The sequence below is a fragment of the Phycisphaerae bacterium genome (assembly GCA_019636475.1).
Lineage (GTDB): Bacteria > Planctomycetota > Phycisphaerae > UBA1845 > UTPLA1 > JADJRI01.
Window position 1 is genome coordinate 222,252 of record JAHBXN010000001.1, and the last position, 24,734, is coordinate 246,985.

Annotated in this window: 21 protein-coding genes; 8 read left to right on the forward strand and 13 right to left on the reverse strand. The window is 61.1% G+C overall.

Annotated features, from left to right (window positions below):
• Window positions 1–34 precede the first annotated feature (34 nt).
• On the forward strand, window positions 35–226 hold the full coding sequence (locus KF841_00975; GenBank protein MBX3393917.1) for a hypothetical protein: 192 nt from the start codon (window positions 35–37) through the stop codon (window positions 224–226).
• 17 nt (window positions 227–243) lie between these two features.
• Here KF841_00975 and KF841_00980 read toward each other — a convergent pair whose 3' ends face one another.
• The gene (locus tag KF841_00980; protein MBX3393918.1) at window positions 244–1,239 is read right to left on the reverse strand and encodes a hypothetical protein; all 996 of its coding nucleotides are present in this window, start codon (window positions 1,237–1,239) and stop codon (window positions 244–246) included.
• A gap of 631 nt (window positions 1,240–1,870) precedes the next feature.
• Between KF841_00980 and KF841_00985 the strand changes: the two genes are divergently transcribed.
• The 3 genes from KF841_00985 to KF841_00995 all read left to right on the forward strand — a co-directional run bounded on the left by KF841_00985 (window position 1,871) and on the right by KF841_00995 (window position 5,425).
• Window positions 1,871–2,758: an isochorismatase family protein gene (locus KF841_00985; GenBank protein ID MBX3393919.1), complete on the forward strand. Its 888-nt coding sequence runs from the start codon at window positions 1,871–1,873 to the stop codon at window positions 2,756–2,758.
• A gap of 108 nt (window positions 2,759–2,866) precedes the next feature.
• Window positions 2,867–3,163, forward strand: coding sequence for a 4Fe-4S dicluster domain-containing protein (locus tag KF841_00990; protein MBX3393920.1), 297 nt, complete (start codon window positions 2,867–2,869; stop codon window positions 3,161–3,163).
• Between the two features lie 171 nt (window positions 3,164–3,334).
• Window positions 3,335–5,425, forward strand: coding sequence for a carbon starvation protein A (locus KF841_00995; protein MBX3393921.1), 2,091 nt, complete (start codon window positions 3,335–3,337; stop codon window positions 5,423–5,425).
• Window positions 5,426–5,483: 58 nt separating this feature from the next.
• Here the strand turns inward: KF841_00995 and KF841_01000 are convergent, their stop codons facing one another.
• Window positions 5,484–6,275, reverse strand: coding sequence for an alpha/beta fold hydrolase (locus KF841_01000; protein ID MBX3393922.1), 792 nt, complete (start codon window positions 6,273–6,275; stop codon window positions 5,484–5,486).
• Between the two features lie 107 nt (window positions 6,276–6,382).
• Here KF841_01000 and KF841_01005 point away from each other — a divergent pair, with 107 nt between their 5' ends.
• Together KF841_01005 and KF841_01010 are read left to right on the forward strand one after the other, a co-directional pair.
• Complete coding sequence (locus KF841_01005) at window positions 6,383–6,880, forward strand: thioredoxin family protein (GenBank protein ID MBX3393923.1); 498 nt, start codon at window positions 6,383–6,385, stop codon at window positions 6,878–6,880.
• Window positions 6,881–7,312: 432 nt separating this feature from the next.
• On the forward strand, window positions 7,313–9,877 hold the full coding sequence (locus KF841_01010) for a fused MFS/spermidine synthase (protein MBX3393924.1): 2,565 nt from the start codon (window positions 7,313–7,315) through the stop codon (window positions 9,875–9,877).
• Window positions 9,878–9,916: 39 nt separating this feature from the next.
• Here KF841_01010 and KF841_01015 read toward each other — a convergent pair whose 3' ends face one another.
• The 5 genes from KF841_01015 to KF841_01035 form a co-directional block, all read right to left on the reverse strand.
• Window positions 9,917–11,041, reverse strand: coding sequence for a hypothetical protein (locus KF841_01015; GenBank protein ID MBX3393925.1), 1,125 nt, complete (start codon window positions 11,039–11,041; stop codon window positions 9,917–9,919).
• A gap of 107 nt (window positions 11,042–11,148) precedes the next feature.
• Complete coding sequence (locus KF841_01020) at window positions 11,149–11,823, reverse strand: PEP-CTERM sorting domain-containing protein (protein MBX3393926.1); 675 nt, start codon at window positions 11,821–11,823, stop codon at window positions 11,149–11,151.
• A 150-nt stretch (window positions 11,824–11,973) separates the two neighbouring features.
• On the reverse strand, window positions 11,974–13,185 hold the full coding sequence (locus tag KF841_01025) for a hypothetical protein (protein MBX3393927.1): 1,212 nt from the start codon (window positions 13,183–13,185) through the stop codon (window positions 11,974–11,976).
• 925 nt (window positions 13,186–14,110) lie between these two features.
• Window positions 14,111–15,232 (reverse strand): 4-phosphoerythronate dehydrogenase, encoded by a 1,122-nt coding sequence (locus tag KF841_01030; protein ID MBX3393928.1) that lies wholly within the window; start codon window positions 15,230–15,232, stop codon window positions 14,111–14,113.
• 51 nt (window positions 15,233–15,283) lie between these two features.
• Entirely contained in the window at window positions 15,284–15,463 is a 180-nt protein-coding gene (locus KF841_01035; GenBank protein MBX3393929.1) for a hypothetical protein, read from the reverse strand.
• Window positions 15,464–15,699: 236 nt separating this feature from the next.
• Here KF841_01035 and KF841_01040 point away from each other — a divergent pair, with 236 nt between their 5' ends.
• Together KF841_01040 and KF841_01045 are read left to right on the forward strand one after the other, a co-directional pair.
• Window positions 15,700–16,500, forward strand: coding sequence for a menaquinone biosynthesis protein (locus tag KF841_01040; protein MBX3393930.1), 801 nt, complete (start codon window positions 15,700–15,702; stop codon window positions 16,498–16,500).
• Window positions 16,497–17,744, forward strand: a complete 1,248-nt coding sequence (locus KF841_01045) for a radical SAM protein (GenBank protein MBX3393931.1) — start codon at window positions 16,497–16,499, stop codon at window positions 17,742–17,744. The genes KF841_01040 and KF841_01045 overlap by 4 nt, the downstream gene beginning before the upstream one ends.
• Window positions 17,745–17,763: 19 nt before the next feature.
• Here KF841_01045 and KF841_01050 read toward each other — a convergent pair whose 3' ends face one another.
• The 6 genes from KF841_01050 to KF841_01075 all read right to left on the reverse strand — a co-directional run bounded on the left by KF841_01050 (window position 17,764) and on the right by KF841_01075 (window position 24,728).
• Window positions 17,764–19,872, reverse strand: coding sequence for a hypothetical protein (locus tag KF841_01050; protein ID MBX3393932.1), 2,109 nt, complete (start codon window positions 19,870–19,872; stop codon window positions 17,764–17,766).
• Between the two features lie 242 nt (window positions 19,873–20,114).
• A complete protein-coding gene (locus KF841_01055) occupies window positions 20,115–20,918 on the reverse strand; it encodes a BtpA/SgcQ family protein (GenBank protein ID MBX3393933.1) in 804 nt (267 codons plus the stop codon).
• A gap of 122 nt (window positions 20,919–21,040) precedes the next feature.
• Window positions 21,041–22,000 carry a hypothetical protein gene (locus tag KF841_01060; protein ID MBX3393934.1) on the reverse strand — a complete coding sequence of 320 codons (960 nt, stop codon included), beginning with the start codon at window positions 21,998–22,000 and terminating at the stop codon, window positions 21,041–21,043.
• A gap of 183 nt (window positions 22,001–22,183) precedes the next feature.
• Window positions 22,184–22,513, reverse strand: a complete 330-nt coding sequence (locus tag KF841_01065) for a co-chaperone GroES (GenBank protein MBX3393935.1) — start codon at window positions 22,511–22,513, stop codon at window positions 22,184–22,186.
• A gap of 112 nt (window positions 22,514–22,625) precedes the next feature.
• Complete coding sequence (locus KF841_01070; protein ID MBX3393936.1) at window positions 22,626–22,970, reverse strand: hypothetical protein; 345 nt, start codon at window positions 22,968–22,970, stop codon at window positions 22,626–22,628.
• A 144-nt stretch (window positions 22,971–23,114) separates the two neighbouring features.
• The gene (locus tag KF841_01075; GenBank protein MBX3393937.1) at window positions 23,115–24,728 is read right to left on the reverse strand and encodes an NADH-quinone oxidoreductase subunit N; all 1,614 of its coding nucleotides are present in this window, start codon (window positions 24,726–24,728) and stop codon (window positions 23,115–23,117) included.
• Between the last annotated feature and the right edge of the window lie 6 nt (window positions 24,729–24,734).

Sequence of the window (24,734 nt, forward strand, 5' to 3'; positions counted from 1 at the left end):
TTCTGCGTCACGCTGATTTCTCTTGAGAGGTACCATGCAAGTACGATTCACCTGTCCCGCCTGCAACAAGTCGCATGTCCTCGACATGCCGGAAACCACCGTCCATCTGACCTGTTCCCAGACAGGCAAACACATGGAGCTCCGGCTCGTCGGCGGTGGTGAAGTCAAGGCCAGAATCATTGACGAGGAGGGCGACGAAAACTCGCCCGAGCGGAGCGAAGACTAGCGGCGGTCGCGGTGGCTCTACTTCCGCTTCCGTGATGCCCTGAGAATGGCCGATGACCGCTGAATGATCTGCGATCGCGGATACAGGTGCGTATAGGCGTTGAGCAGGTCATCGTACGCCTCGTTCGCGTCGGTCGTCGCGCCTTCTTGACGGAAAGTATCCGCCCGCCACCATTCGACCGTCATCGCCTCGATCGAATCGGCCTTCGCGAATCGAATCGCCTTCATGTAGTAAGCACGAGCACCCGGATAGTCATATCGATAATCCGCCGCCACCTTTCCCGCAAAGATCGCCGCCGCCCATCGCAGCTCCACGGGCGACGACGTTCCATCGACGACTTCGGCAAATTGCCGTTCGCACACCTCGATCAAGGTCCGATCAACCAGCGCGCCCTGCTCGATCAACGCCACAAGGCTAACAATTCCTTCGCGCCACGGGTCCGACGTTCCGCCCGGATCCGAGGACACATCCAACCGATTCGCGAACGCCAGGGCCCGCTGAAACTCGTCCGGCTGTTCAAACAGAAGATATATCTCCTCGGAACTGCCCGACCGGCCCATCGAAACATAAAGCATCTCGAGCAACGCACCGGCCGTGCGCGGATTCACATGCTTGAATGAGACGCTCGCCTCATTTCGATCGACTTCACCTGCCCTCGAACCGTCGGCAATCAGATAGAGATGATAAAAAGGACGAAGCCCGCGAGCGCCTGCTGCCTGTCGTTGGTCGTTCGACGCATCGCCGATGCGGTCGCTCCCGGCCGATTCGCCTTCAATCGGCTGAGCGCGATCTCCCGAGGCCGCGCCGTCTCGACCCGCAACCACTTCTTCCCCGTCGCGTTCGGCATCCGGCGTCGACTTCTGCGCGGTGCCGCTTGGACGAACGACGCGGCGGTCGCGCCGCCAGTACGAAGTATCCCAGTTGGCTTCGATGGAATCGCACGCCGTCGTACTCATCGCCAGCAGGGATCCGAACACGATCAGTGTCCGCGCTGTTGCTCTGTGCCATCGCATTGTCATCATCAGAACCTCTGCGGCACCCCTCACGTCTCGGCGTTCACCAGGGGGCGCGAAATGCGGACGGACGCCGAACGCATGATTCTCTTCCAAACTGCTTCGCGACGCGAACTCGACCGACCCGTCGGCGACTGTGAAAAGCCGTTCGGCTCAGGATCGATTCATCCGAGCCACGAGTCCGACTCGCCGGGTCAGGGCGGGTCGGAACGCGCCAGCCTGTCGCGAGAATAGCCGATGGACACGCCGGCGCAGACAATTATCGGACCCGATTTCCTGAACCGAATTCCCAGCGCGCCCAGGATTTAACACCCTTTCTTGCAATTTTGATCGGATCATCATGAACGACCCATAACGTCCGAGATGCGAAACATAACATTATTGCAAGCATAAGGATATCCGTAGACTCCGGTTGCCGGCGTCCTCAAATACCACAGGTCATTTTTTGCGCTTCGCTCTCGCCTTGTCGCCAAAAACGGAATAACATGAATGTTCGACCATCTGGGGGACTGGCGAAAACCTCGCGGGAATAGGCTCGGTACTTCAGAAAAATCGAACGGACTTTGATGGCCGGACAACCGCCGGCTCCCACTCGATGCGCCCGATGAAAAACCTGGTTGGGGAGGAAGGCATGACTCATTCGAATCGCCGCTCGGTGTTCGAACGCGTGATCCTGGATCTGAACACCCAGTGCGACTTCTTGTTGCCTGGCGGGGCCCTGCCGGTGGCCAATCGCGCCGATGTGCTGCCGCGCGTCCGGCAACTCATGAACTGGGCCCGACTGTCAAAGATTCCCGTTATTTCCAGCCTCGAGGCCCATCGCCCCGGTGAATCATTCAGAAACCTGCCACCACACTGCCTGGACCACACGCTCGGCCAGAAGAAGCTGCCGTTCACGCTCATGCCAAATCGCATGCTGATCATGGGCGATAATACCGCCGATGTCCCCATGCAGCCGTTCACACGATTCCAGCAGTTGATCTTCACCAAGCGAAACGCCGATTTTCTCGCCAATCCAAAGGCCGACCGGCTCATCAACACCATCGAACCCGAATACTGGATTATCTTCGGAATCACCGCGACGCACTGTGTCAAACATGTGACACTCGGACTGCTTGCCCGACACCACAAGGTTGTTGTCGTCCGGGATGCCTGCGGATATTGGTCGGCCGTCGACGGCGAACATGCCTTTAGACAGATGGAAGCCAAAGGCGCCATTCTCGCCACCACCGGCGAACTGACCGACGGCTCGGTCGCCGAAGCCATTCGAGCGCACAAGCTTCAGGTCGATGCCGAGGAAGAGTCGGATGCAAACGAAGCCGGACTCGAATCGAATCCCGGTAAAACCACCGCCGGAGCAAACGGCCGCCGCAATGGAGCGAAAAGCGGCGTACCCAAGTCAGGCGCCGGCAGACAGTCGGACCTTCACCCCGAAGATGTGGCGGACTTCGTTCCCCAGCATCTCGTGCGCAGGCGAGCGCGTGCGGCCGGTCGAAAACCCGGTCGCGGTCTTGCCTGATCTTCGCCGAGGTACTATCCTCTCTAGGCTGCGTGAGGCCCGTGCGAACGTCCGTCGAGGCGGTCGACTTGGGACATTCCGCCGGTTAGGAACAGCGCGAATCGAAGCATGGCAAAGAAGCTGCCCAAACAACTCGCGATTCTGGATGAAGACCTGTGTACCGGGTGTGATGCCTGCGTAACAGTGTGTCCCGTCGATTGCATCGACAAGATCAGAGACCCCAAACACCCCGGCTACGCGATGGGCATCTGTACCATCGATTTGCAGGTCTGCATCGGCTGCAAACTTTGCGCGCAGGTCTGTCCCTGGAACGTCATCACAATGGTTCCGACTGACCAGGTCATGGCCCAGGAAAAGTTCCACGCTCTGGTAACCGACGATCAACTCGCCGCACTCTCGAAGTAACGCCCGGGGCCCTACCGAACGCTCCGCATCTCAGGAAAAGGCGATTCCGCCTGACCCGATCCCATCATGGGCTTCTCCAGCGTCCGCACAGGCATTCGCTTCCATCCAGCGCATGAAGAGGCGATAATCGACCCGTCGACGATTCACTTTCTGCGTACGGATCGGTTCGCAATGGCCACATTTTCCATCGCCCTCGGCAGCCTCGTCCTGTACATCGTCGCCTACCACACCTACGGACGCTGGCTCGCGCGGAAACTGTTCAAACTCGATCCCAACGCACCCGTCCCGAGCCAGACCATCAACGATGGACGCGACTACGTTCCCACGCCAAAGCAGATCCTGTTTGGCCACCATTTCACCAGCATCGCCGGAACCGGACCGATCGTCGGACCGGCACTCGCGGTGATCTGGGGCTGGCTTCCCGCGCTGCTGTGGGTCATCTTCGGAAGCATCTTCATGGGTGCGGTGCATGACTTGGCCACCCTCGTCGTCTCGATCCGCAACCGCGGCCAGACTGTCGGGGAAATCGCCGGACGGCTCATCAATCCGCGCGTGAAAGCACTCTTCCTGATTATTCTGTTTCTCGCGCTCATGATCGTGCTCGCAATCTTCGGCCTCGTCATTGCGAACATCTTCGACATGTACCCTGCCAGCGTTCTGTCCGTCTGGATTGCAATGCCGCTCGCAATGCTTATCGGATGGTGCGTCTATCGCAAGGGCGTCAAACCGACCGCCCCGGCTCTCATTTCCCTGGCCGTGATGATTGGTGCCATTGTTCTGGCATCCGAATCTGATGCCTTCGCATTTCGGATGCCCGGGTTCACAATTGACGGATTCAGGATTGACCCGGTCATCACATGGACGGCCGCGCTCCTGGTCTACTGCTATTTCGCGAGCACGCTGCCTGTCTGGCTGCTGCTGCAACCACGCGACTACGTCAATGCGTACCTTCTCGTTGTCGGCTTGGCCATGATCGTCCTGGGCATCGGTGGCGCCACTTTTCTGCACGAGGGAGGCGCACCAATCGTCGCGCCGGCTGTCCAGGCGGATGTGCCCGGCGCGCCGCCCATGTTCCCGTTTCTGTTTGTGACGATCGCCTGCGGCGCGATCAGCGGTTTCCATTGCCTCGTATCGAGCGGAACAAGCAGCAAGCAGATCGCCTGCGAAACGGATGCCCAGTTTGTCGGCTACGGCTCAATGCTCACCGAGGGATTCCTGGCCGTGCTGGTGATCCTCGCCTGTTGTGCGGGACTCGGACTCGGTTCCACGACGATCGCCCGCAACCTCACCGGCTCCAGCATTCGCACGGAAAGCGAATATGAGTTCGGCACATTCGAAGACCCGAACGGCACGCCGACCCGCCTCGCCGTCACACAAAACGGCGGTAACAGCCGTCTCTACACAACCCGACCCGAAGGCGCGTCGGCCGCCACGCCACGCGAGGCGGACGCCAGAATCCCGCTCATGAACGGGTCGGTGGTATTCCATCAATCGCAGCCCGCGGCCACCTTCCAGGGTTACCCCGCGTTTCGCGAGCGCTATCGTTCGTGGACACACTCCGGAGGCCTCGCCAGGACCGTCTCGGCATTCGTCGATGGCGCTGGAAACTTCGTCACGACCATCGGCGTCCCGCGCCCCGTCGCTGTCGGCCTCATGGCGGTGCTCGTGGCTTCTTTCGCGGCAACCACACTCGACACAGCCACACGCCTTCAGCGATACGTGATTCAGGAGCTCGCCGCAACCTGTCACATCAGAGTATTTGCCGGACCGAAGGGTGCCACGCTCATGGCAGTCGCGTCCGCCGCGCTGCTGGCCGCCCTGCCGCCCCCGGGCCAGACATGGCAGAGTGGCATGGGCAAGGGCGGTATGACGCTCTGGCCCATATTCGGGGCGGTCAACCAACTCCTCGCCGGCCTCGCCTTCACGGTGATCGTTTTCTATCTGGCCCGCCGCCGCATGAAGCTCTGGTTCATCCTGCTGCCCGGCGCTGCCATGCTCATCATCCCCATGACCGCCATGTGGTATCAGATGTTCAATACCGCCGATGGCTGGTGGCCGATGAGGCAGTTTCATCTCATTGCCGCAGGTGCCATCATCATGGCTCTCCAGATATGGATGATCGTCGAGGCCCTGCGGATGATCCCCCACGTGCACGGCGTGCTCGAACAGGAACCGCTCGGAATGTCCCGTGCCCTCGAGCCGGTCGAAGCGGACAACTTCCCCGCACGATCTTATCAGTCGCTTCGACAGGATGGCGCATAACCGCAATGTGGTTCAACCAAACTGGACGTGCGATGGGCTGCGACTCGCCGCGCCTCTCCTAGCTTCCGATTGCCCCATGAAGAAATTCACCGCAGATCCGGGCAAACTGCTCCGGCTTTTCCACGGGCGACATATGTCCGCAATCCGGGATCAGCTTGATCTGCGAACCCGCGATGCCCGCGTGCATGGTCCGCGCGGTCGCCGGTGGCGTGATCGCATCCTCCTCGCCGACCAGCACGAGTGCCGGTACGCGAATCTCAGGCAGCGTGTTGGTCGAATCAGCCCGCGCCGACATCGCCCTCAGTGCCGCCGCCACGCCCATCGGCTTGGTCGCGAGCATGATCGCACGCCACTGCTCCACCAACGCCTTCGACGCGCTCTTCGCGAAGAGCTTTGGCGTCATGGCATCCACGACAACGCCGCTGCCTTCGCGCAGTACCTTTTCAGCCGTCTCCAGGCGAGCCTTCGCGGCCTCCGGCGTGTCGGCCTCCGCTCGCGTGTCCGCGAGCACCATCGCACGCACACGGTCCCGATTCCTTCGGAAGAACTCAAACGCGATATAGCCCCCCATCGACAAGCCCACCAACGCCACCGGTTCCTTCGACCCGAGACCGTCCAGCAGGCCCGACAGATCATCCGCATACGTCTCCATCGATGCGTCGGCTGTCGCTTCAGATTGTCCCATCCCGCGCAAGTCCGGTGCGATAACCCAATGCCGCTTCGCCAGCGGCGAGATCACCGATTGCCATAGCGCGCTCGACAGCGGAAATCCATGCACCAGCAGCACCGGAGTGCCTCGACCGTGATGCTCAAATGACAGTTCGACCCCATTCACCTTCATTCGTTCCATCTAAGCACTCCTGTTCAACGCGTCCGCTTCCCGACCACGTCCCCATCTCGCAGGCAATCTAACCGAGCTGTCGATACAATACCCATGCAATCCCGGAGGCACATGACATGCAAATCAGATTATTGGCAACACGGGCGCTCGCCGCAGGCATGATCGCGGCCGTAATTGGCTGCGATTCGTCATCAAACAGCAAGCCGGCAGACCCCAAAACGACCACCACGGCCCCTCAAAGCGCCGCAAAACCCACGCGCATTGAGTGGGTCAAAGACCTGGATACCGCCAAGACGCTCGCAAAACAGTCCGGCAAGCTCATTATGATCGACGTTTTCACGACCTGGTGCGGTCCATGTAAGATGCTTGATCAGCGCACTTTTCCCGATCCCCGCGTCATTGCCGCAGCAGGCCGTGTCGTGCCGCTTAAGTCCAACGGCGAATTGGAAGGACGCTCCCTCGTCTCGAATTACTCCATCCGCGGGTATCCGGCGATACTTTTTGTTGATGCGAATGGGAAGCTGCACGGAATGGTCATGGGTTACCAGCCGCCGGACGTTCTGGCGCCGCAGATCACAAAATTCGCCGACGATTTTGCCCGCAGCAGGAGCTGATTCGAGGAGCGAGCGACGGCATAAATCTCGTCTCAATAAATAGTTATGGAATCAGGTCGATCCTGCCCGGGCTTGCCTCAAAAAATCCGCAGTATTCGGAATATCTGATTGACTTTTCCGGTTTTTACAAAATGGACGGGCTTTCTGCCGTCCCAGCGATGCAAATCGCGCCATGAGGCGCACAAAAACAGCGATGAGAAGCGTGTTTTCCAGTGGGTGATTGTCGGCTCGCCCACCCGCTGGTGTGGCCCACTCGGTGGTCGGATCGAGTGGGCTTTTTTTTGCGCCCACGTCCCCGAAGTCCACCATTTGCGCTCAAATTCGCCATCGTTTGCGGGGATCCGGTGCCTGACAACCTCGCCAATCTTCCGCTAACATAGACCCCACGCAGAGTTACGATCCGCAATCAGATTTCACAGGACGCTCCGCAAAATGCAAAAATCCACTGCGGCCCCCGCAGCCCAATCCGTCGGAATTTCTCTCGAGTGGATTTCGCTGAACGCCACCGTTTTTGTCTCCAGCGCCGCGATCATGATGATCGAACTGGTCGCCGGGCGCATCATCGGCCGCCACCTCGGCGCATCGGTCTACACCTGGACTTCGGTCATCGGGATCGTCCTCGCCGGAATCGCCGTCGGGAACTACATCGGCGGACTGATCGCGGACCGCCATTCCTCGCACCGGACGCTTGCCCTGCTCTTTGTCTGCGGCTCGATCATGTCCGGGCTGATTGCCGTGTTCGATCATTTCGCCGAGGGCTTCAGCCCGCTCTGGACGTTTTCGTGGCCCATGCGCGTCGCCTCGCACGTCGCCATCGTCTTTTTCATCCCCACGGCGTTTCTGGGAACCATCAGCCCGGTCATCGCAAAAATGGCGCTGGACCTGGGACGCGAGCGTGGCCGCACCATCGGCGATATTTACGCCTGCGGCGTGGTCGGGAGCATCGTCGGCACTTTCATTGCGGGGTACTTCCTCATCGGCCTCATCGGCACGCTCGGCGTCGTCTGGGCCGTCGCCGTCATCCTCGCGTTGATGGCGGCACTTTACGATCGACGAAATCCCGTGGTCTGGGTCTGGACGCCGGCCACCCTCCTGCTGACGGTCTGTGCCACATCCAACGCCGCGTGGGCGGTTTCGGCCGGTGAAGCCCTGCTCATCCGACTGCCCCGATCCGAGAACGTCATTTACCAGACAGAGAGCAATTACTCCTATATCGAGATCGTCCAGTTTTCAAAGGAACCGGACATCCGCGGCATGCACCTCGACACGCTGCTCCACAGCCAGAAGCAGATGGACCGCATCGACGACTTCCGATACGCCTACGAGAAGGTCTATCTCGCCATCACCCGTCGACTGCGTCCCGACGCCCGGCGCATCGACAGCCTCACCATCGGCGGCGGCGGATATGTCTATCCCCAGTTCATGAACCAGACCTGGCCCGACAGCCGGACCGACGTCGTCGAAATCGACCCCGCCGTGACCGAAGCCGCCATGGCCGCATTCGGCCTGCCGCGCGACACCACCATCAACTACTTCCACGAGGACGGCCGCGTCTTCGTCGATCGTCTTGCCGGCAGGATTAGCGGCAGCGCGATGACCGCGCCATATGACTTCATCTACTGCGACGCGGTCAACGATTACAGCGTGCCGCACCAGCTCACCACGCGCGAGTTCATGACCCACGCCCGGAGCCTGCTCAAGCCCGACGGCGCATACCTCATGAACATGATCGATCTCTACAACAGCGGCCTTCTGCTGGGAGCCATCATCTCGACCATGCAGGACGTCTTCCCCCATGTGAACGTCTTCGTCGAACAGCAGCCGCTCACGCTGGACGACGGCAGGCCCAACGAGCAGATCCGTGCCACACGCATGACATTCATCGTCGCCGGAACCAACCAGCCCTTTGACGTCAACAACCTCGGGCCGCTCTACCGCGCCGACTGCGCAATCTTCCCGCTGAGCCAGGCCGAGAAAGAAGCCGTGCGCGAGCGATCCGGCTATGTCGTCCTGACCGACGGCTACGCCCCCGTTGAAAACCTCCTCGCCCCGGTCGTCCGCGATTCGGCGCTCGCCAAGGCCGTCGAAGAGTGGAACCAACTGGCCAAGGCCGAAGTGCTCGCCAAGCGATATGCCCGCGGCGTCGAGATCCTGCAGAAGGCACTCGGAAAATTTCCCGACCCGGTCTATCAACTGCCCCTGGCGGAGACTCTCGGAAACACCTACGAGCTCATGGGGCGCTACGCCGACGCCGCGACCCAGTTCGAAAAAGTGCTGAAGCTCAATGCACTCAACCAGCGGGCCCACGCCGGCCTCGTCACCTGCTACACCGAATTGAAACAGCCCGAGAAGGCCGCCGAGATTTTCGCCGACCTCGTTGAGATCGTGCCCAACGACGCCTCGCTGCGATTCAGCTTCGGAGGCCTCCTGCTTTCGATCGGGCAATACAACGAATCGATCGCGCAGTTCGCCGAGGTCGTCGCGATCGATCCGCACAACTGCGCCGCATACAACAACATGGGCGTCGCCCTGATGCGGCTCAACAATCCGCGATCCGCGGTCAAGGCGTTCCGCCTCGCGCTCCGGTGCGACCCCGCGAGCGCCGATGCCCGGCGCAATCTTGATTCCCTCATCAAAAACGACAGCGTCCAGCGCGAGGCCGAACTCGCCGCCGCGCTTCAGGCCGCCCAGCGGCAGCCCGATCTGCCCGGCGCCACGAAAGACGTCGCAAACGCCTACTATGCACTGCACTATTTCGAGGAAGCGCTGGCGGCGTACGATCGGGTGATCGCCGCGCAGCCTGATGACGCGGATGCCCAGTTCAAACGGGCAAACTGCCTGCTCGAACTCCAGCGCCTCGACGAAGCCAAAGCGGGTTACCGCCGCGTGCTGGAAATCCAGCCCGGCCACCCCGAGGCCGCCATGTACATCCAGCGAATTGACGAATTTCAATCCCGGAACCCGGCCTCTTCGACCCCGGCGTCCCATCCGGAATAGACGCCGCGGCGACGACATGCCCTCCCGCGTCGCCGGCGACTAGAGCGCGCTGAGCCGCCCTTGCAACTCCAGCCACAGCCCGTCGAGTTCCTCATCCAGTTCCGCCAGCTTCCGGCTGAATTCCGACCGCGAAGTCAGCCTTTCCAGCGCCAGATAGTCCGACGCCCGTGGCCGCCGGGTCGCATCCGCACGCGCCAGAATCTCATCCAGCAGAGCGGCAATGACCGCGCGCTGCGATTCGGTCACACCCGGTCGCGACGCCGCCTCGCGCGCCATCCGGCGCGCCCCCCGAACCCAATCATCCTCGGCCGGATCAATCAGCGGAGCAGGCGCCGCCGCCGGCACCGGGCCGCGCAGCTTCGCCAATGTGGCCGCATCGTTGATCGCCTTCACGATCGGCTTCTTGCGAACCGCCGGCCGCCGGAATACACCCTCCCCGATCACGCGCTCGCAGGTCGGCGCAACCACCGTCTCCGGCACGACCAAGGTGTCACCCGGACGAATTGACTCGCTCTTGAACATTCCACGCTCGATCGCGACACTCAGCGGGATCGGCCGGCCGGACTCGTCTCGAATGGCCATCGCACTCTCGCGGGCCGACGCCAACTCCTTCAGGAAGCGTTCGCGACCCACCTGGTAGTCCTGGTCCTTGTATCGCAAGGCCGTTGCCCGTGAATTCAACTCGCTGAAGCGCGACCGGCTCTCGGCGAAGTCCCGTTTCGGCAAAATTGATTCGGCCAGCGCCATGAAGGCCCGCTCGCTCACCGGCGAGTTCTCGTCGAACTCCAGCAGCTTGCGCTGCGATTCCTCGGGGGTATCGTCCAGTGAGATCGACTGGGCGAAGCGGGTCAGATGATCGCGGTAGCCGCGCCAGGCGTCGTAATAGATGTGCAGGAAGGCGTCCATCTCATCCGAGCCGATGCCATAGGCCACGATCAGGTGGTCGCGGTTTTCGACGATCGACTTCCAGTGCTCCTCCAGCCAGTGTTCACCGACGTCCTGCAACTCCGGGGGAAGTTCATCCGCGCGGATCGCGGCCTTCATCGACAGAAGCCCGAGCAATGCCGCCGACAGGATGCCTCCCAATCGGCAGCGTCCGAACCCTCCGCATCGTTTCTTCGAGGTCATGGGATTAAGAATATCGGGGAAGTCGAGGGTTGTCATGGTCCGTGCGAGGGAGCGGGAAAAGAAAAGGCCACCCGCCCGGCGTGCCGAACGAGTGGCCTAATCAGTTTTGCATCAGCCATTCGATCTTACGATCGAAGGATGAATTACTTGCGGCGTCGGATCAGGGCGATCGCACCGAAAGCGAGCAGGGCCATGGTGGCCGGCTCGGGAACGTTGCGAACGACGATGACCGGGAGTTGGCCCCAAGTGCCGCCCGGGTTTCCGTCGTAGCCGTTGATGCCGTACGACAGGCCGTTCGGACCAACGGTGCCGTACCAAGCGAAACCAGAGTTTTCGCCGTAGTACATGTTGGCTCCGCCGTAGTCACCGGTGACGTTGACGATGTTGCCGAGGGCCTCGCCGAGGAGGTTCAGGTTGAAGTTATAGACATGACCCGCGCTGCCACCCGGAACTGCCAGAGTCGACTGACCAGCAGTCAGTGAAGAACCGGCAGGACCAGTACCAGTGACGACGTTATAACCAGATCCAAGGAACACGCCGTTCGAGAACGTGCCGGGAGCGCTCGAGTTCAGAGCGATCGCCCAGCCAGCCATGCCGGCGTTGTAGGTGTTCGTGAAGCGAAAGCCGATGGTCAAAGCGACATCGCCCTGCTTCTCGATGACCAGCGCCTGGCCGGGGCCGGACGACACGACCTGGACCGAGCCAGCGCCCGGGCCGCTCGCGCCTTCGAGCGTGAACCAAGCGGCGTCAGCCGCCCTGGCGACTGATGCGCTGCCGATGAGGGCGAGCGCCGCAACCAACAAACCAAGTTTCTTCATGATCTTTCTCCTTCTTGCCTCTCTTGTTCCCCTCCGTCCACAAACAACTCGGGGGATAAACCTATTCGCCTTTTTTCTTCCCCATGCTTACACCAGCGTGAGGATCATTTCAGAAAAACTGACCGTCAAGCTACCGCGTGATCAACTCAATCACGGGCAGTTGGCGGGAACCGTACAATCAGCGGCGTTGGCCAGCAACGCATTGAAGAACGCAATATCGCCGTTCTCAACGCCACCAGCATTATTCAATTCACCAAGCCATGTTTCCCGAATCCGATTCGCGAGGCCCAAACCGACCGCTGCATTGAATCCGGCGATATCGCCGTTCTCAATTGCGCCATTGTTGTTGTAGTCGCCCTTGGCCTGAATGACGATGACGGCGTCGGCCTGGGCCGAGGTGGAGCCGATCGTGAGACCATTGCCACTGCTGGCTTCCGGGGCGGTGCCGGTGGTGTAGACCACGCCGACGGTGCCGGGGGTGCCGGTGACCGTGGTGACATGGCCGAAGTCCGGAACCTCAGGCGAGGGGCCTGTGGCCGGATAGACGCGGGTCACAAGCAGGTTGTTGACCTTGTCCTTCACCGTGTAGACGCCGTTGCCTTCGCCCGGGATGTTGCCGAACGCAACGTTCTTCTTCCAGACGCCGGCCGTCAGGTTGATCTGGCCGATCTGGTAGAGGTTTGCCGAGGGGACGAGGCCGCCGGCCGCATTGTAGACCGGGGTGCCGCCGCCGCCGTCAGCGACGGGGACCTTGACGGCCTTGGTGCTGATGGCGAAGCTGTCGCTCTCGCCGACGCCCGGGGGGGTGACCGTCAGGTTGTTGCCATTCCAGAGCGAGCCATTGGCCGAGGCCGTGACCTGCTCGAGGCGGTTGCCGGCGCCGGCGGTTCCGCCCTTGACGATGTCCACATCGAGGCCGAGGGCGGCGATGACTTCCGTCGCGGCGGCGCGCTGCGTGACAAAGGCATACTTGTAGAGCGTCTGCTTGCTGCTATCGACCGCCGTCACCACGCCGGCCTTGTTCTTTGAACCGATCCAGTGGAAGCCGAGGTTGACCGTCGGCTGGAACAGCGGGTTGACCGGCTGTCGCGGGTTGATGTAGAGGTACGATCCATCGCCGACGCCGCCGTTATTGCCGCGGTTGATCTGGGCCTGAATCAGCGTGGTGCCGGTCTTGCCGCCGACGACCTGCGCCGCGGTGCCGTTGGTGTACGGCGAGGCCGGGGCGACGATGCTGGCCGCCGTGGAGCGGGCATCGTAGAAGATCGACAGGCCGGTGTTGGCCGACGGACCCTGGGCCCGAGCCGTCTGTGCCGCAAGGGCGACGGCGAGACCCGCACAAATGTATCCAAACTTCTTCATTGAGGTAGCTCCTTCCTCCAGAGACGACTTGAGGCCTCGTGGAGAATTCCAAACTTTCGTGCGAAACCGAGATATCCGATTCGCGTTTTGGAACCCTAGCCTTACCGGGGCTTCAGGCTACCAGCCTATACAGGCTGAATTTACTTCGAGGCGGCGAAGCACACCCCCACCACTCGAAGCCACGCCGGGACACACCCGTGACACCGACGTCGGATCTGGAGACCGCCGCGAGCCAGAATGCCGGAAACACCCTGAACCACGATCGATCGCCGCCGGCTATTCCGCATTCAGCCGAGCCATCGCAACCCGAAGCAACTTCCGACAAACGCCGCTCGATCTCTTGCATGTCGAGAAACGCCGCCGTGCGTTGAACGCCGACTCTCTTGCAGGGCCGTGTTCACCGCCGAGGCCGCTTCGTCCGCCGCGAACCCTGGCAAGGACGAAAGCATCAAGCCGCATGGGGCATTGTTTGAAACGCAGGAGATGACTGCATCTCCGCTCGAACGATGACACCCAACTCGGGGTTCCCTGGAAAGGAACCCGCGACCTGACATTGATCTTACCAGAGTTGGGAACGGCATTTCAAGGGGTTGGGCCATTGGCGATCAAATACCCGTGATCGCGTTAAGTATTTTCTAATACGTAGGTTACGCAGTATTAGCGGTGGTCTCATACAATCTTTTTACCCCGGAGCGGTGACATTTTTTCAGGTTAATACCCTATGGGGCTTTTTCTCGGGCGGCTCGCCGGGGAGTGCGTCCGAGGCAGTTGCAAGTCCATTCAAGACTTAACTTTGGCAAAGTTTCCCGTGGATGAATGAGATCGCGGCTGCGTCCCGTAATCTTCCGCGTGATGATGTTGCGCGAGACTGGGCGTGCGTCTTCACAATTCGGACAAGCCGCGTTGTTTGCTCGGGCGCTTCGCATCAGGCGTGCGCGATTCCGAGTGCATCGAGCGCGGCGGCCGTGCCGGGCGGGAGTGTGTCATGATGCACGACGTGCACTGACGACCACTCACGGCGCGCGGCATATCGCGCGCGGATCGCATCGAAGTCTCGCGTGAGTGTGCCGCTTGCCGCGGCGGTGCGTACCGAATCGTCAATCGCCTCGAGCGGGCAGATGCGGGCGAGGACATCGGCGGCGGTTGAATCCGCGAGTGCCTCTATGGTGACACTTGGCGTTTTTTCCGGGAATTCAGGCGGGTTTGGGTGGCGGCCGCTCCATGTCGCCAGTTGCCGGGCCACGAGTCGCGTTGCCTGCCGCCTGGCCTCGACGGTGTAGCCGGCGAGATGCGGCGTGGCGAAGGAGGCGAGTTCGACGAGGCGTGCATCAATCGCCGGCTCGTTTCGCCAGACGTCGAGCACGGCGCGTGCGCGGGCTTCGCGGAGCGCGGAGTAGAGTGCGGCGTCGTCGAGAATTTCGCCGCGTGACGCATTGATGATCGTCGCGCCGGGCTTCAATGCGCGAATGCGCGACGCGCTGAGCAGATCGCGCGTGGGATGTGGGCCGTGCCCGGTGAGCGGCACGTGGAGCGTCACGACATCGCACGCGGGCAGCAGGGCTTCGAGCGTGATTGAATCGGACATCATGCCGGCGTCGGCCAGAGGCGGGTCGTTTTTCAATGTGCGAATCCCGAGCCGCGCGAGGAGGCGTTCGACCTTTGAGCCGATCCGGCCGCAGCCGACGATTCCGATGGTTTGCCCGCGCGGGTCCACGCGGCGGCGGCGGGCATCGAGGAAAATCGCGGTGAGGACGTATTCGGCGACGGCCTGGGCGTTGCATCCGGCGGCATCGGCGAACCGGATGTTTCGCGATTGGAGGTATTCGAGATCGACGTGGTCTGTTCCGGAGGTGGCCGAGCCGACGAACCGGACGTGGGCGCCTTCGAGCAGTCTGGCGTCGACGCGGGTGACGCTTCGGACGATGAGGGCGTCGGCGTTGCGGAGGTCCGAAGCGGTGAGCGATCGGCCGGATGCGAGCGCGAGGTCTCCCAGAGGGCCGAATAATTCGGCAGCACCTGGAATGGCGTCATCCGCGACGATCCGCATGGCGGGTCATTGTACCGGAAGGGACCGTCAAGGCCGACCCGGGGTGAGCGATCAGGCGGGCAGCAGCGGACTGAATATCTGGCGGAGCACGTCGAAGACGTTTGTAAGGAATGGAGTCGTCACGGCTGGGAAAACCACGCCGAGTACGACATTCCAGAAAAGGTCCCACAACGCGAAACCGAGATCGATGAAAGCCAACTGAAACTGGTTCGGTGTGGTGGTCGGGTCCATCTGTCACTCCTGTCGGGGAGACGGCCGGAAAACGGACGTCATCCGGTCTCGTCGAGGCTGCGAGCCGGTATATATTGATACTATCGACCTGGCCGGCGATTGCATCCTCTTGGGGGCGGTTTTCAATCCTTGTGAAAGAAGCGGCACGGCGGAAGTGCAAATTGGCCCGTTGCACGCGGTTCCTTATAATTTCGCGTCAGCCGGCGGCACGTTTGACCGTCGGCGGAACACACGACATGAACCTTGAATCCCGACCCGCCAGCGTTCCGACGACCCAGACCCACACTCTCGGCGTTGTTTCGTATCTGAATTCCCGACCGCTGCATGACGGCCTTGGGTCCGTCCCGGGCATTCGGCTTCGGCCCGCGGTACCGGCGGAGTTGATTGCGATGCTCGATGGCGGGGAGTGTGAGGTTGCACTGCTGCCCGTGGTGGATTACTGGCGCAACCGCGATCGGCTGGTGCGGGTGTCGGACGGTTGCATCGCAAGTGACGGGGAAACGATGACGGTGCGGGTGTTTTCGAAGCGACCGGCGGAGACGGTGACGCGCCTGCATGTGGATTGTGATTCGCACACGTCGATTGTCCTGGCGCAGGTGCTCTGGCGCGAAATATATGGCCAGACGCTGGAGATTTCGCCGTGGGACCGGCACAATCCGGGCAGCCTTGATGACGTGGATGCACTGCTGCTGATCGGTGACAAAGTCGTGACAGGCCAGCCGCTGGGATTCGGATTCGAGGTGGACCTAGGCTCGGCGTGGAAGTACGCGACGGGCCTGCCCTTTGTGTTCGCGGCGTGGTTCGGCCGCCGCGGCGCGGAGAATGCGGCGCTCTCCGCCCTTCTGTCGGCCGCGCGCGACCGCGGTGAGGCGGATGCGGAGCGGATCGCCCGGCAGTGGGGCCCGGTTCATGGTTGGCCGGTCGAGACGGCGGTGCAATACCTCACGCGATCCCTGAAATTCCGAATCACCGAGGCGATGCAGGATGGAATGGACCGCTTCTTCGCGTTGGCGGTTCGATACGGGCTATTGCCATGACCGCGACAGACTCCGGCATCGTGGCGTCATCGGCCGCTCGGCTTTCGACCGACGATCTGCGCGCGATGTACTTCGACTGTTCGATTCATGAACTGGGACGCCGGGCGTTTGAGCTGACGGAGCGTCTGCACCCGGAGGACTATCGCACCTATGTCGTCGATCGCAATATCAACTACGCGAACTGGTGTACGGCTCGCTGCATTTTCTGCAATTTCAAGGCGGATCCGCCGGAGATGAAAAGCGGCCGGACGGACCTGCCGGAAGGCTACACCCTGAGCTATGAGCAAATCGGCGAAAAGATCAGCGAATTGGAGGCGATCGGCGGCACGCAGATACTCATGCAGGGCGGACTGGTTCCGAGCGAGGGCTCGACCGGCCTTTCGTTTGACTGGTACCTGGGCCTGATGCGGTATATCAAGTCGAACTTCCCGCGAATACACATCCACGCATTCAGCCCGCCTGAGATTTTCGCGTTTCACCGGATTTTCGGAATGACGATTCGCGACGTGCTGGCGCGCCTTCAGGAAGCGGGACTCGACAGCGTTCCGGGCGGCGGAGGTGAAATCCTTGCTGATCGCGTGCGAGACCGGATCGGCAAAGGCAAGACGCTGACACAGGAATGGCTCGAAGTGATGCGGCAGTGTCATATACTCGGCATGAAGACGAGCTGCACCATGATGTTCGGGCATATCGAAACAGTCGACGAACGGATCGAGCATCTGCGCCTGCTCCGCGATTTGCAGGATGAATCGCTTGCCCGCGACAATGGGGGCGGATTCAGCGCGTACATCTGCTGGACGTTCCAACCCGACAACACGCCGCTAGGCCGGATGAAGCGCCTGCCGCTGAACCGGACCGATCCGCCTTCGCCTCCAGGCGCCGAGGCGGACGCGCCGCACTCCCACGACCGATTCGCGGGCGTGCGAAGCTCCCGGCCGCTGAATGACGGGCGTCATCTGCTGCTCGCGGACGCGCATGAATACCTGACGATGCTTTCACTCTCGCGGTTGTTTCTGGATAACATTCCGAACATCCAGTCCAGTTGGGTGACCATGGGCCCGAAGATCGGCCAACTCGCGCTATTTCACGGCGCGAATGACATGGGCAGTGTGATGATGGAAGAAAACGTCGTCAGTGCGGCCGGCACGACCTATCGGCTGGACGAAGAAATGATTCGCCGCCTGATCCACGATGCCGGTTGGCAGGCACGCAAGCGCAATCACTACTATCAGGTCGTGGACTGATTCTGAAGGACCCTATCATCTAATTCACGGCGGCCTGCACAAACAGCGCGATATCCGCGCCGTCAACACGGCCGCTTGCATCCAGGTCGGACCGCCAGAGATGAATTGGCGTCGCGCCGATTCCGATGAGCGCCTCAGCGAACAGCTCCACATCCACGATGTCGATATCACCGTCTCCGTCGATGTCATCGGCCATTTTCTGAACAACCTGCGAAACCGACCGATACACACCAAAGCCGGCGACCGCCGCATAGAGATGACCATCCGGTCCGACGCAAATGGCCTGGCAGGCGCGGACCGGAATGCCGCTGTTGACCTGGATCCAGGACGTTCCACCATCGTTTGAGAACTGAATCCCGTTGTCGCGGGTGCCCACATAAATATCGTCGTTGGGGAGGATGCAAATGGTGTAGCCGTAGTTGCCGGGAAACGCGTTCAGTGGTTGCAGACCATCCCCATTCGCGAGCGACTTATACACGCCTTTGATATTGCCGTCGTTTCCAACAAAGACATGGCCGGCGGAGTTTACAGCGATCGAGAACTGCTGAGACTGACTGAGTCCGAGATTGGACCAAGTGCCGCTGCCTGCGTTGTAGCGCCACACGCCCTGGCCTTCCGTGCCGAAGAAAAGATCTCCCCCGGAGACCCGAGTCAGACAGTACGCTGGAATGTTCTGCGGAGGACCCAGACGTGACCAAAGATCGCCGCGATTCGCCGACTGTGAGACACCGCCGGGGTTCCATGCGGACGTGCAAAGCACCTGTACGCCACCGGGAAATGCAAACGCACTGACCATTGCGGCCGCAATTCCGTTATCAAGCGAGACCCAGGTCTCTCCTCCATCTTCGGACCGCCATGGGTGGCCATCCGGGACACCGTTCGTGATGTTGTAGTTGCCGGCGAAAATCTCACCCGCGGGACTTTCGGCGATCGCGAAGATATTTCGTCGCGGAAGTCGCGGTCCTGTCCACAGCCCATCGAAGATCGTCGAGCGGTAGATGCCGTTGCCCGGCGTTCCCGCAAGGATGCGACCCTCGCTGGTCACGAGCAGTCGAATGACAGAAAGCCCGTGCAGCCCGTTATTCACAGGCTCCCAGGATTGGGCATCGTCAACCGAACGAAAGACGCCGGCGTCAAACGAACCGGCGTAGACCCTGCCCGTGCCATCGGCGAGAAGCGTTCGAGCGGCGGTTCCGGTGAAGCCGTCCGACACTGAAACCCAGTCGGTTCCGCCGTTCGTGGACTTGAAGATGCCGGCGCTGGTTCCCGCGAGCAGGAACGAACCGGTATCGAGCAGGGTCCAGCAAATTGATCCGGTGAACGGCCCGACGACCGGCTGCCAGGATGCCGCGTGGTCGATCGAGGAGAAGAATCCCGTGTCCGTAGCGGCAAACAATTCATCGGTCGTCAGCGACTGCGTCAAACCGTTGACACGCAGGTTGGACATTCCGTTCGAGGACGATGTCCACGATTGCCCGGCAAGCTTCTTGAACACGCCGCCGGTCTGCGTTCCGACGAGCAGGTAGTCGTTTCGCGCAATCAATGCCCGCGTATCAAGACTGGTCAGACCGTCATTCACCGCCGTCCATGAATTGCCGGCTGCGCTGAAAGCCCATACTCCGAGTGTGTCGGTCGCGGTGAAGATCGCATCAGAGGGCGAGACCGCCAGTGATCGGATGCGAAGTTCGCCCAATCCGTTGTTTAATCGCGACCAACCGGCCCCGCCATCAACGGACCGCATGATGCCGCCGGACTCCAGGCCGACAAAGACATGGCCCAGAGAGTTCGTGGCTATCGCCCGAACGCGCGTGGTGATTGGCGGGGCGAGTGTAAAGAAATCCGCGCTGATGTATGTCCACGAATCGCCGTGATCAATCGATTTGAAAACGCTCCCGGCATTCTGGTTATATCCATTCTGAAAGCCGGTACCGGCGAAGATCGCACCGGACATCGGATCGCGCGCCAGACAGTTGACTGAACCGCCCGTCGGACCGCCGAGAGACTGCCAGAAGTCATCCGCCCTCAGCCGCGGCGTGATCGCTTGGAGCAGCACAACGGCCAGAACGCACAGCCGGACACGATCAAGGCCGTCGGACCACCAAGGGAGCAAGCTTGAAGCGTGCTTCACGATTCCCGACCCCATGCGGATTAACAACTTGACGGCGCGGTAAATGAACTGGAATCCGGAATCAACCGAGGCGCCGCTTTCGCGCGATCAGCTTTAATGAGCCTTCTTCGCGTTGTGATATCCTATCGGGCCACCCAGTGTCCGGATGAAATTGTGGCGATGCGGACCGGCTGCGAGCATTTATCGGCTACAAGTGATGATCGGCCGGGCGTCGATGGCCACTTCAAATCGAGCCGACGTCTTCACACCGCTCGGTTCGCGGCCCTGACGAAATCCTTCACGCGGGTCAAATCCAGGCCGGCCGTGGTTCGACCGCCCTTCTTCAAGGCCGTGCCGACGATCACGCCGCTGGCGATGGACAAATACTCTCGAACAGACGCGGCGGTGACACCTGATCCGATCCAAACCGGTCGATCCGGCACCGCCTCCACCACTTTGCGAACCTTCTTCATATCCGCCGGCGAGCCGGTCGCGACGCCGCTGACAATCAGCGCATCGGCACCGCCTCGGTAGGCCGTTTCTTCGGCGGCCAGTGCCACGTCGGGCTGGCTGATCGGCTGGGCGTGCTTCACGTGGACATCGGCTGCGATGAACACATGAGGCGCGGTTGCGGCGCGCCGGGCGAGCAGCTCAGCCGCCCGTCCCGTGATGAATCCCTGATCCGTTGCATAAACTCCGGAGAGCACGTTGACGCGAATAAATGCCGCATTTGTTGCACTTGCGACGGCGAGTCCCGAGAGTCCGTCGTTGCGAAGCATGTTGACGCCGATCGGAACCTTCACGCCGCGAACGACGTGATCCACAACAACGCTCATTGCGGCCACCGATTCGGCGGGAACGCGATCGGCGTGAAACGGCGCATCGCCAAAATTCTCGACGATTATGGCATCGAATCCTGCATCGACCAACTGCCGGGCCTCAGCAACGGCGCGGCTGATGATTCGATTGATCGGCAACGCGGCGCGGGCGGATCCAGGGAGCGCCGGCAGATGGACCATGCCGATTAGCCGAAGCCGCGCGGGCCGACCGATTGTTTGTCGTCTCATTTATGCACCATTGTCAACTCGGCCATCGCTGCGATCACGCTTTCTAAATGACACCGCACTGCGACCCCGCAGGGACGCTCTCGCCGATCCGATTCGATGCGATGATCGCAAGGCAACCGGACCTACTTCCTGCTCCGAAATTCGCTGCACGGCACAAGGCGGCGTGCCCGGGCCTCGCTGAGCGTCAGTGGCATGACATTCGCCAGTATTTTTGAATGACCACAATTTGCCGGATGATAGCAATGCGCGTGCCGCCCGGTGACCACGGATTCTCCACCGGCATCCAATCCCTCCCCGCGCACCCACACACCGCGGCCGCCCCGCCATGCGTCTTCCTCGAATCGAAGATATTCATCCTGTCTTTCGAAGGGCGCTGCGCGGTCCACCCAGGCATAGCCTTGAAAGATCAACTCGCCGCCCAGGTCCCTGCCATCGGGCTCCGGCGTTGCGTAAATGCAAAGACGTCCGTGCTCATCGCGAGCATCCGGTCGACAAGCTCCGCCCTCGATGGTCAGCCGAATCGTTCGACCACGTGTCTGCTCGATGAGAAAGCGAACCGAGTCCTTCTCGCCCGGCTGACCGCGATCGGGACACACGACGCCAACCAGCGTCGCATGCTCGCCGTTATCCAGCACCAATGTGCCGCCGGGCAGCACGCTCGTCACCCGAGCGACTTCGGCTGTCAGTTCGCTTCCGGCGATCCGAACGGGCGGCCCTGATGTTGGCGGCGCATCGTGGTCTTCGCGCCCCGCGCCTCCGGCCGCGCTGTCGTCACCGCCGCCCTTGACGCCGCCTGACTTCTTCGGCGAATCGGATTTCCCGGCAGGCTGGCGGTCGAGCGTCTCGCATCGCTTGCAGATTCGGCGGCCGGCGTTTTTTGCATCCTGCTCGGCCTGAAATGTCACACGATTGTCACCTTGTATTTTCCGGGCTGATGCGCACTCGTTGGGCTGTGTGTGGTAGACCTTGCCGCGTTTGGTCCCGAAGACCTCGCGGACGAGCGCGGCAGCCGGCGCCACAATCAGCAGGACGATGCCAAGTGCCAGAACCGCACGGCCGAATCCGAGCCTTCGCAAGCTCATGCGCGAACTCCTTCTGAATGCCACACGCCCGACACATGGAGTCAGCCTGTCCCAAATGACCGGCCGACGACACTGAACCCCGGCTATTCTATTGAATAGGCGCCAATGATGGAAAGGGATGCGCCGGCTTGATCGGGGCGGGCGAGAGGGGCGGCTGACGATTCAGCGTAGCGAGTCGCCCGGCTATGCGCCGGCCTTGCGAAAGACCGCGACGATATCCTCGACGGGTACGACAAAGAGCTGATTATCACCTTCGAAATCGACGGGGATCATGTGCTTCGGGTTGAACAGGACTTTGTCATATTGCTTGATCGGGAAATCCTCATCGGCCTCAACCTGCGCCGAAACGGCAACGATTCTGCCGGTGATCGTGGGAATCTCGATGTTGTCCGGCAGTTGAATGCCGCCCTTGGTGCGCTTCTTGTCGGCGTCCTTGCGAACAAGCACGCGCTTGCCGATCGGTTCGACCGTTTCGAGTTTCGAACGACTCGCCTGTGAATCGCCGCCCGGCATTTGACGTTGCTCCAAAAGTCTCCGCCGCACAGACGCCGTCCGCGGCGACGACACCTGATCGCCTCGATCGTGACGGCTCATGGCCTCGCAAGGCCGGACGACGAATGCGAATTCACTTTACACGGATCATGGTGTGCACGTGGCCATCGAATATGACGCGAAGCTGATCGCCATCCACCTTCGCATCGTATTCGCGAATCGCGCCACCGGCATCCAGCTTCAGCTTACCACTGCGATATTCGAAACGGCCGGAGCGAGTTCGCGACACACCCTCTTCAAACGCAGCCATGGCCGTGAACGTCCCATCATCGCAAAATGAAGCATTCTCGATCGGACAGGCAAATTCAACCGCGCCGTCCGATGTCCATGTCCCGGTCAGCGGCGATGCACACCCAGTCACGGCCGCCAGAATTCCGAGCGACATCACAGTCGATCTGAGTTTGGTTTCAATTTTCATGCTAATCGATCCTTCAAATTTCGGCCGAGGTACCGGATCGAAATCTGAACCCACCTCGACGGTCCGCGCTGTTGCGGCGACCGCACGGGGAGTAATACGCACCTGCGACCTGATCCTGTTCGACATTTGCCGTTTCGAATGATATCAGAAGTCGGCCGCCGGCGGTATCGGATTCAATTCGGGAGGCTCGCCTAACTCATTTGTCGCTACGACCGCGGTTCGCCGCGAGAGCTTGGACACCTCGCCAACCGCCCTCTTGGATTCGCCGAACAAGAGGCCCGGGCGAACAAACAACGCGATCGCAATCAACGCGCAAACCGCCAGCGAGAATTGCAGGGCGTGGCAGCGCATCGGAGTCAGTGCCGCCGTGGCCTTTCTCAGATAGCAACTTGCGAGTATTCGCAGGTAATACGCCGCGGCGACGGCTGCGTTCAATGCGAGAAGCACAACCAGCACGTACATGCCGGTTTGCCGTGCAGCTGACGCGCCCGACACGACCTCGCCTCCGGCTGACAGTGCGGCCGAAATGATATAGAGCTTGCCAATGAACCCGCCGGTGAGTGGGAATCCCATCAATCCAAGCACGCACAATGAGAGCGCGAGCGCGGCCCACGGATGCTTGCGAGCGATCCCGGCCAGGTCATCCGTTGTTTCGGCCGATTCATCCGGATCGTCGACGCCCGGCTTGCGAAAATACGAGAGAGCAGTGAAACAGCCGAGATTCATGATGCCATAGACGGTCATATAGAACAGCAATGCGGCCAATCCATCGCGAAGCGGACCGCGCTCCGGCGAGGCGAGCGCCGGCCCGGCCACGATCGCCACGAGCATATAACCGGAATGAGCGACGCCGGAGTAAGCCAACATCCGCTTCACGTTATGCTGCATCAGCGCGAGCGTGTTGCCGACCGTCATCGTCACGGCTGCCATCGCCCAGAGCAGCCAGTAGATCTCATCGCCAAACCGCCAACCCGTGAGGGTCAGGAGCTGAATCAGCGCGAGAAATCCCGCGAACTTCGGCACGAAACCGAGCAAACCCGTCACCGGCGAAGCGGCGCCCTGGTACACATCCGCTACATAGAAATGCAGTGGAAAGGCCGCGATCTTAAAAGCCATCCCGGCCAGGGAGAGCAACAGCCCCACCAGAATCAGCGGATCGTGCAACGCGCCCGGGGCGGAAAGGCTCGCGGAGATCGAGCCCGTCGAACCAAACATCGTCATCGTTCCGGCGTAACCATACAGAAAACTGAAGCCGTAGAGCATGATCGCGGCGGCAAAGGCGCCCAGAAAGAAGTATTTGCCGGCCGCCTCCTGGGCGCGAATGTCGCGACGCGAAAGGCCGATCAAGATGTACGTCGGCACGCTGACCAGTTCCAGCGCAAGAAAAAACAGGACGAGGTGATTAGCGACGGCCACCAGTGAGATGCCTGCGAGAGAGAAGAGAATCAGTGAGAAGTACTCGCCGCGCTCCGCTTCATCCGGGACATGCCGATTCACAAGAACGATAAGCGCGCCAATGGACAGCGTGATGAGCCGCGCATACCAGACGAGCGGCCCCTGATGAAGTGAAGTCACTCCAGCCGCTTCAATCGGCGCATCGACCAGCCGCCCTGCCAGCCAGAGCGCGACGGCAATGGTCAACAAAGCCAGCAATGCAGCACGACCACTCGCGGCGCGCGACAACCCCGCGAGCAGAACAAGCGTCGCGCCAAGAATCAGCACGGCCTCGGGCATGAGTATTTCCATCAGCGGGTGCATGGCAAG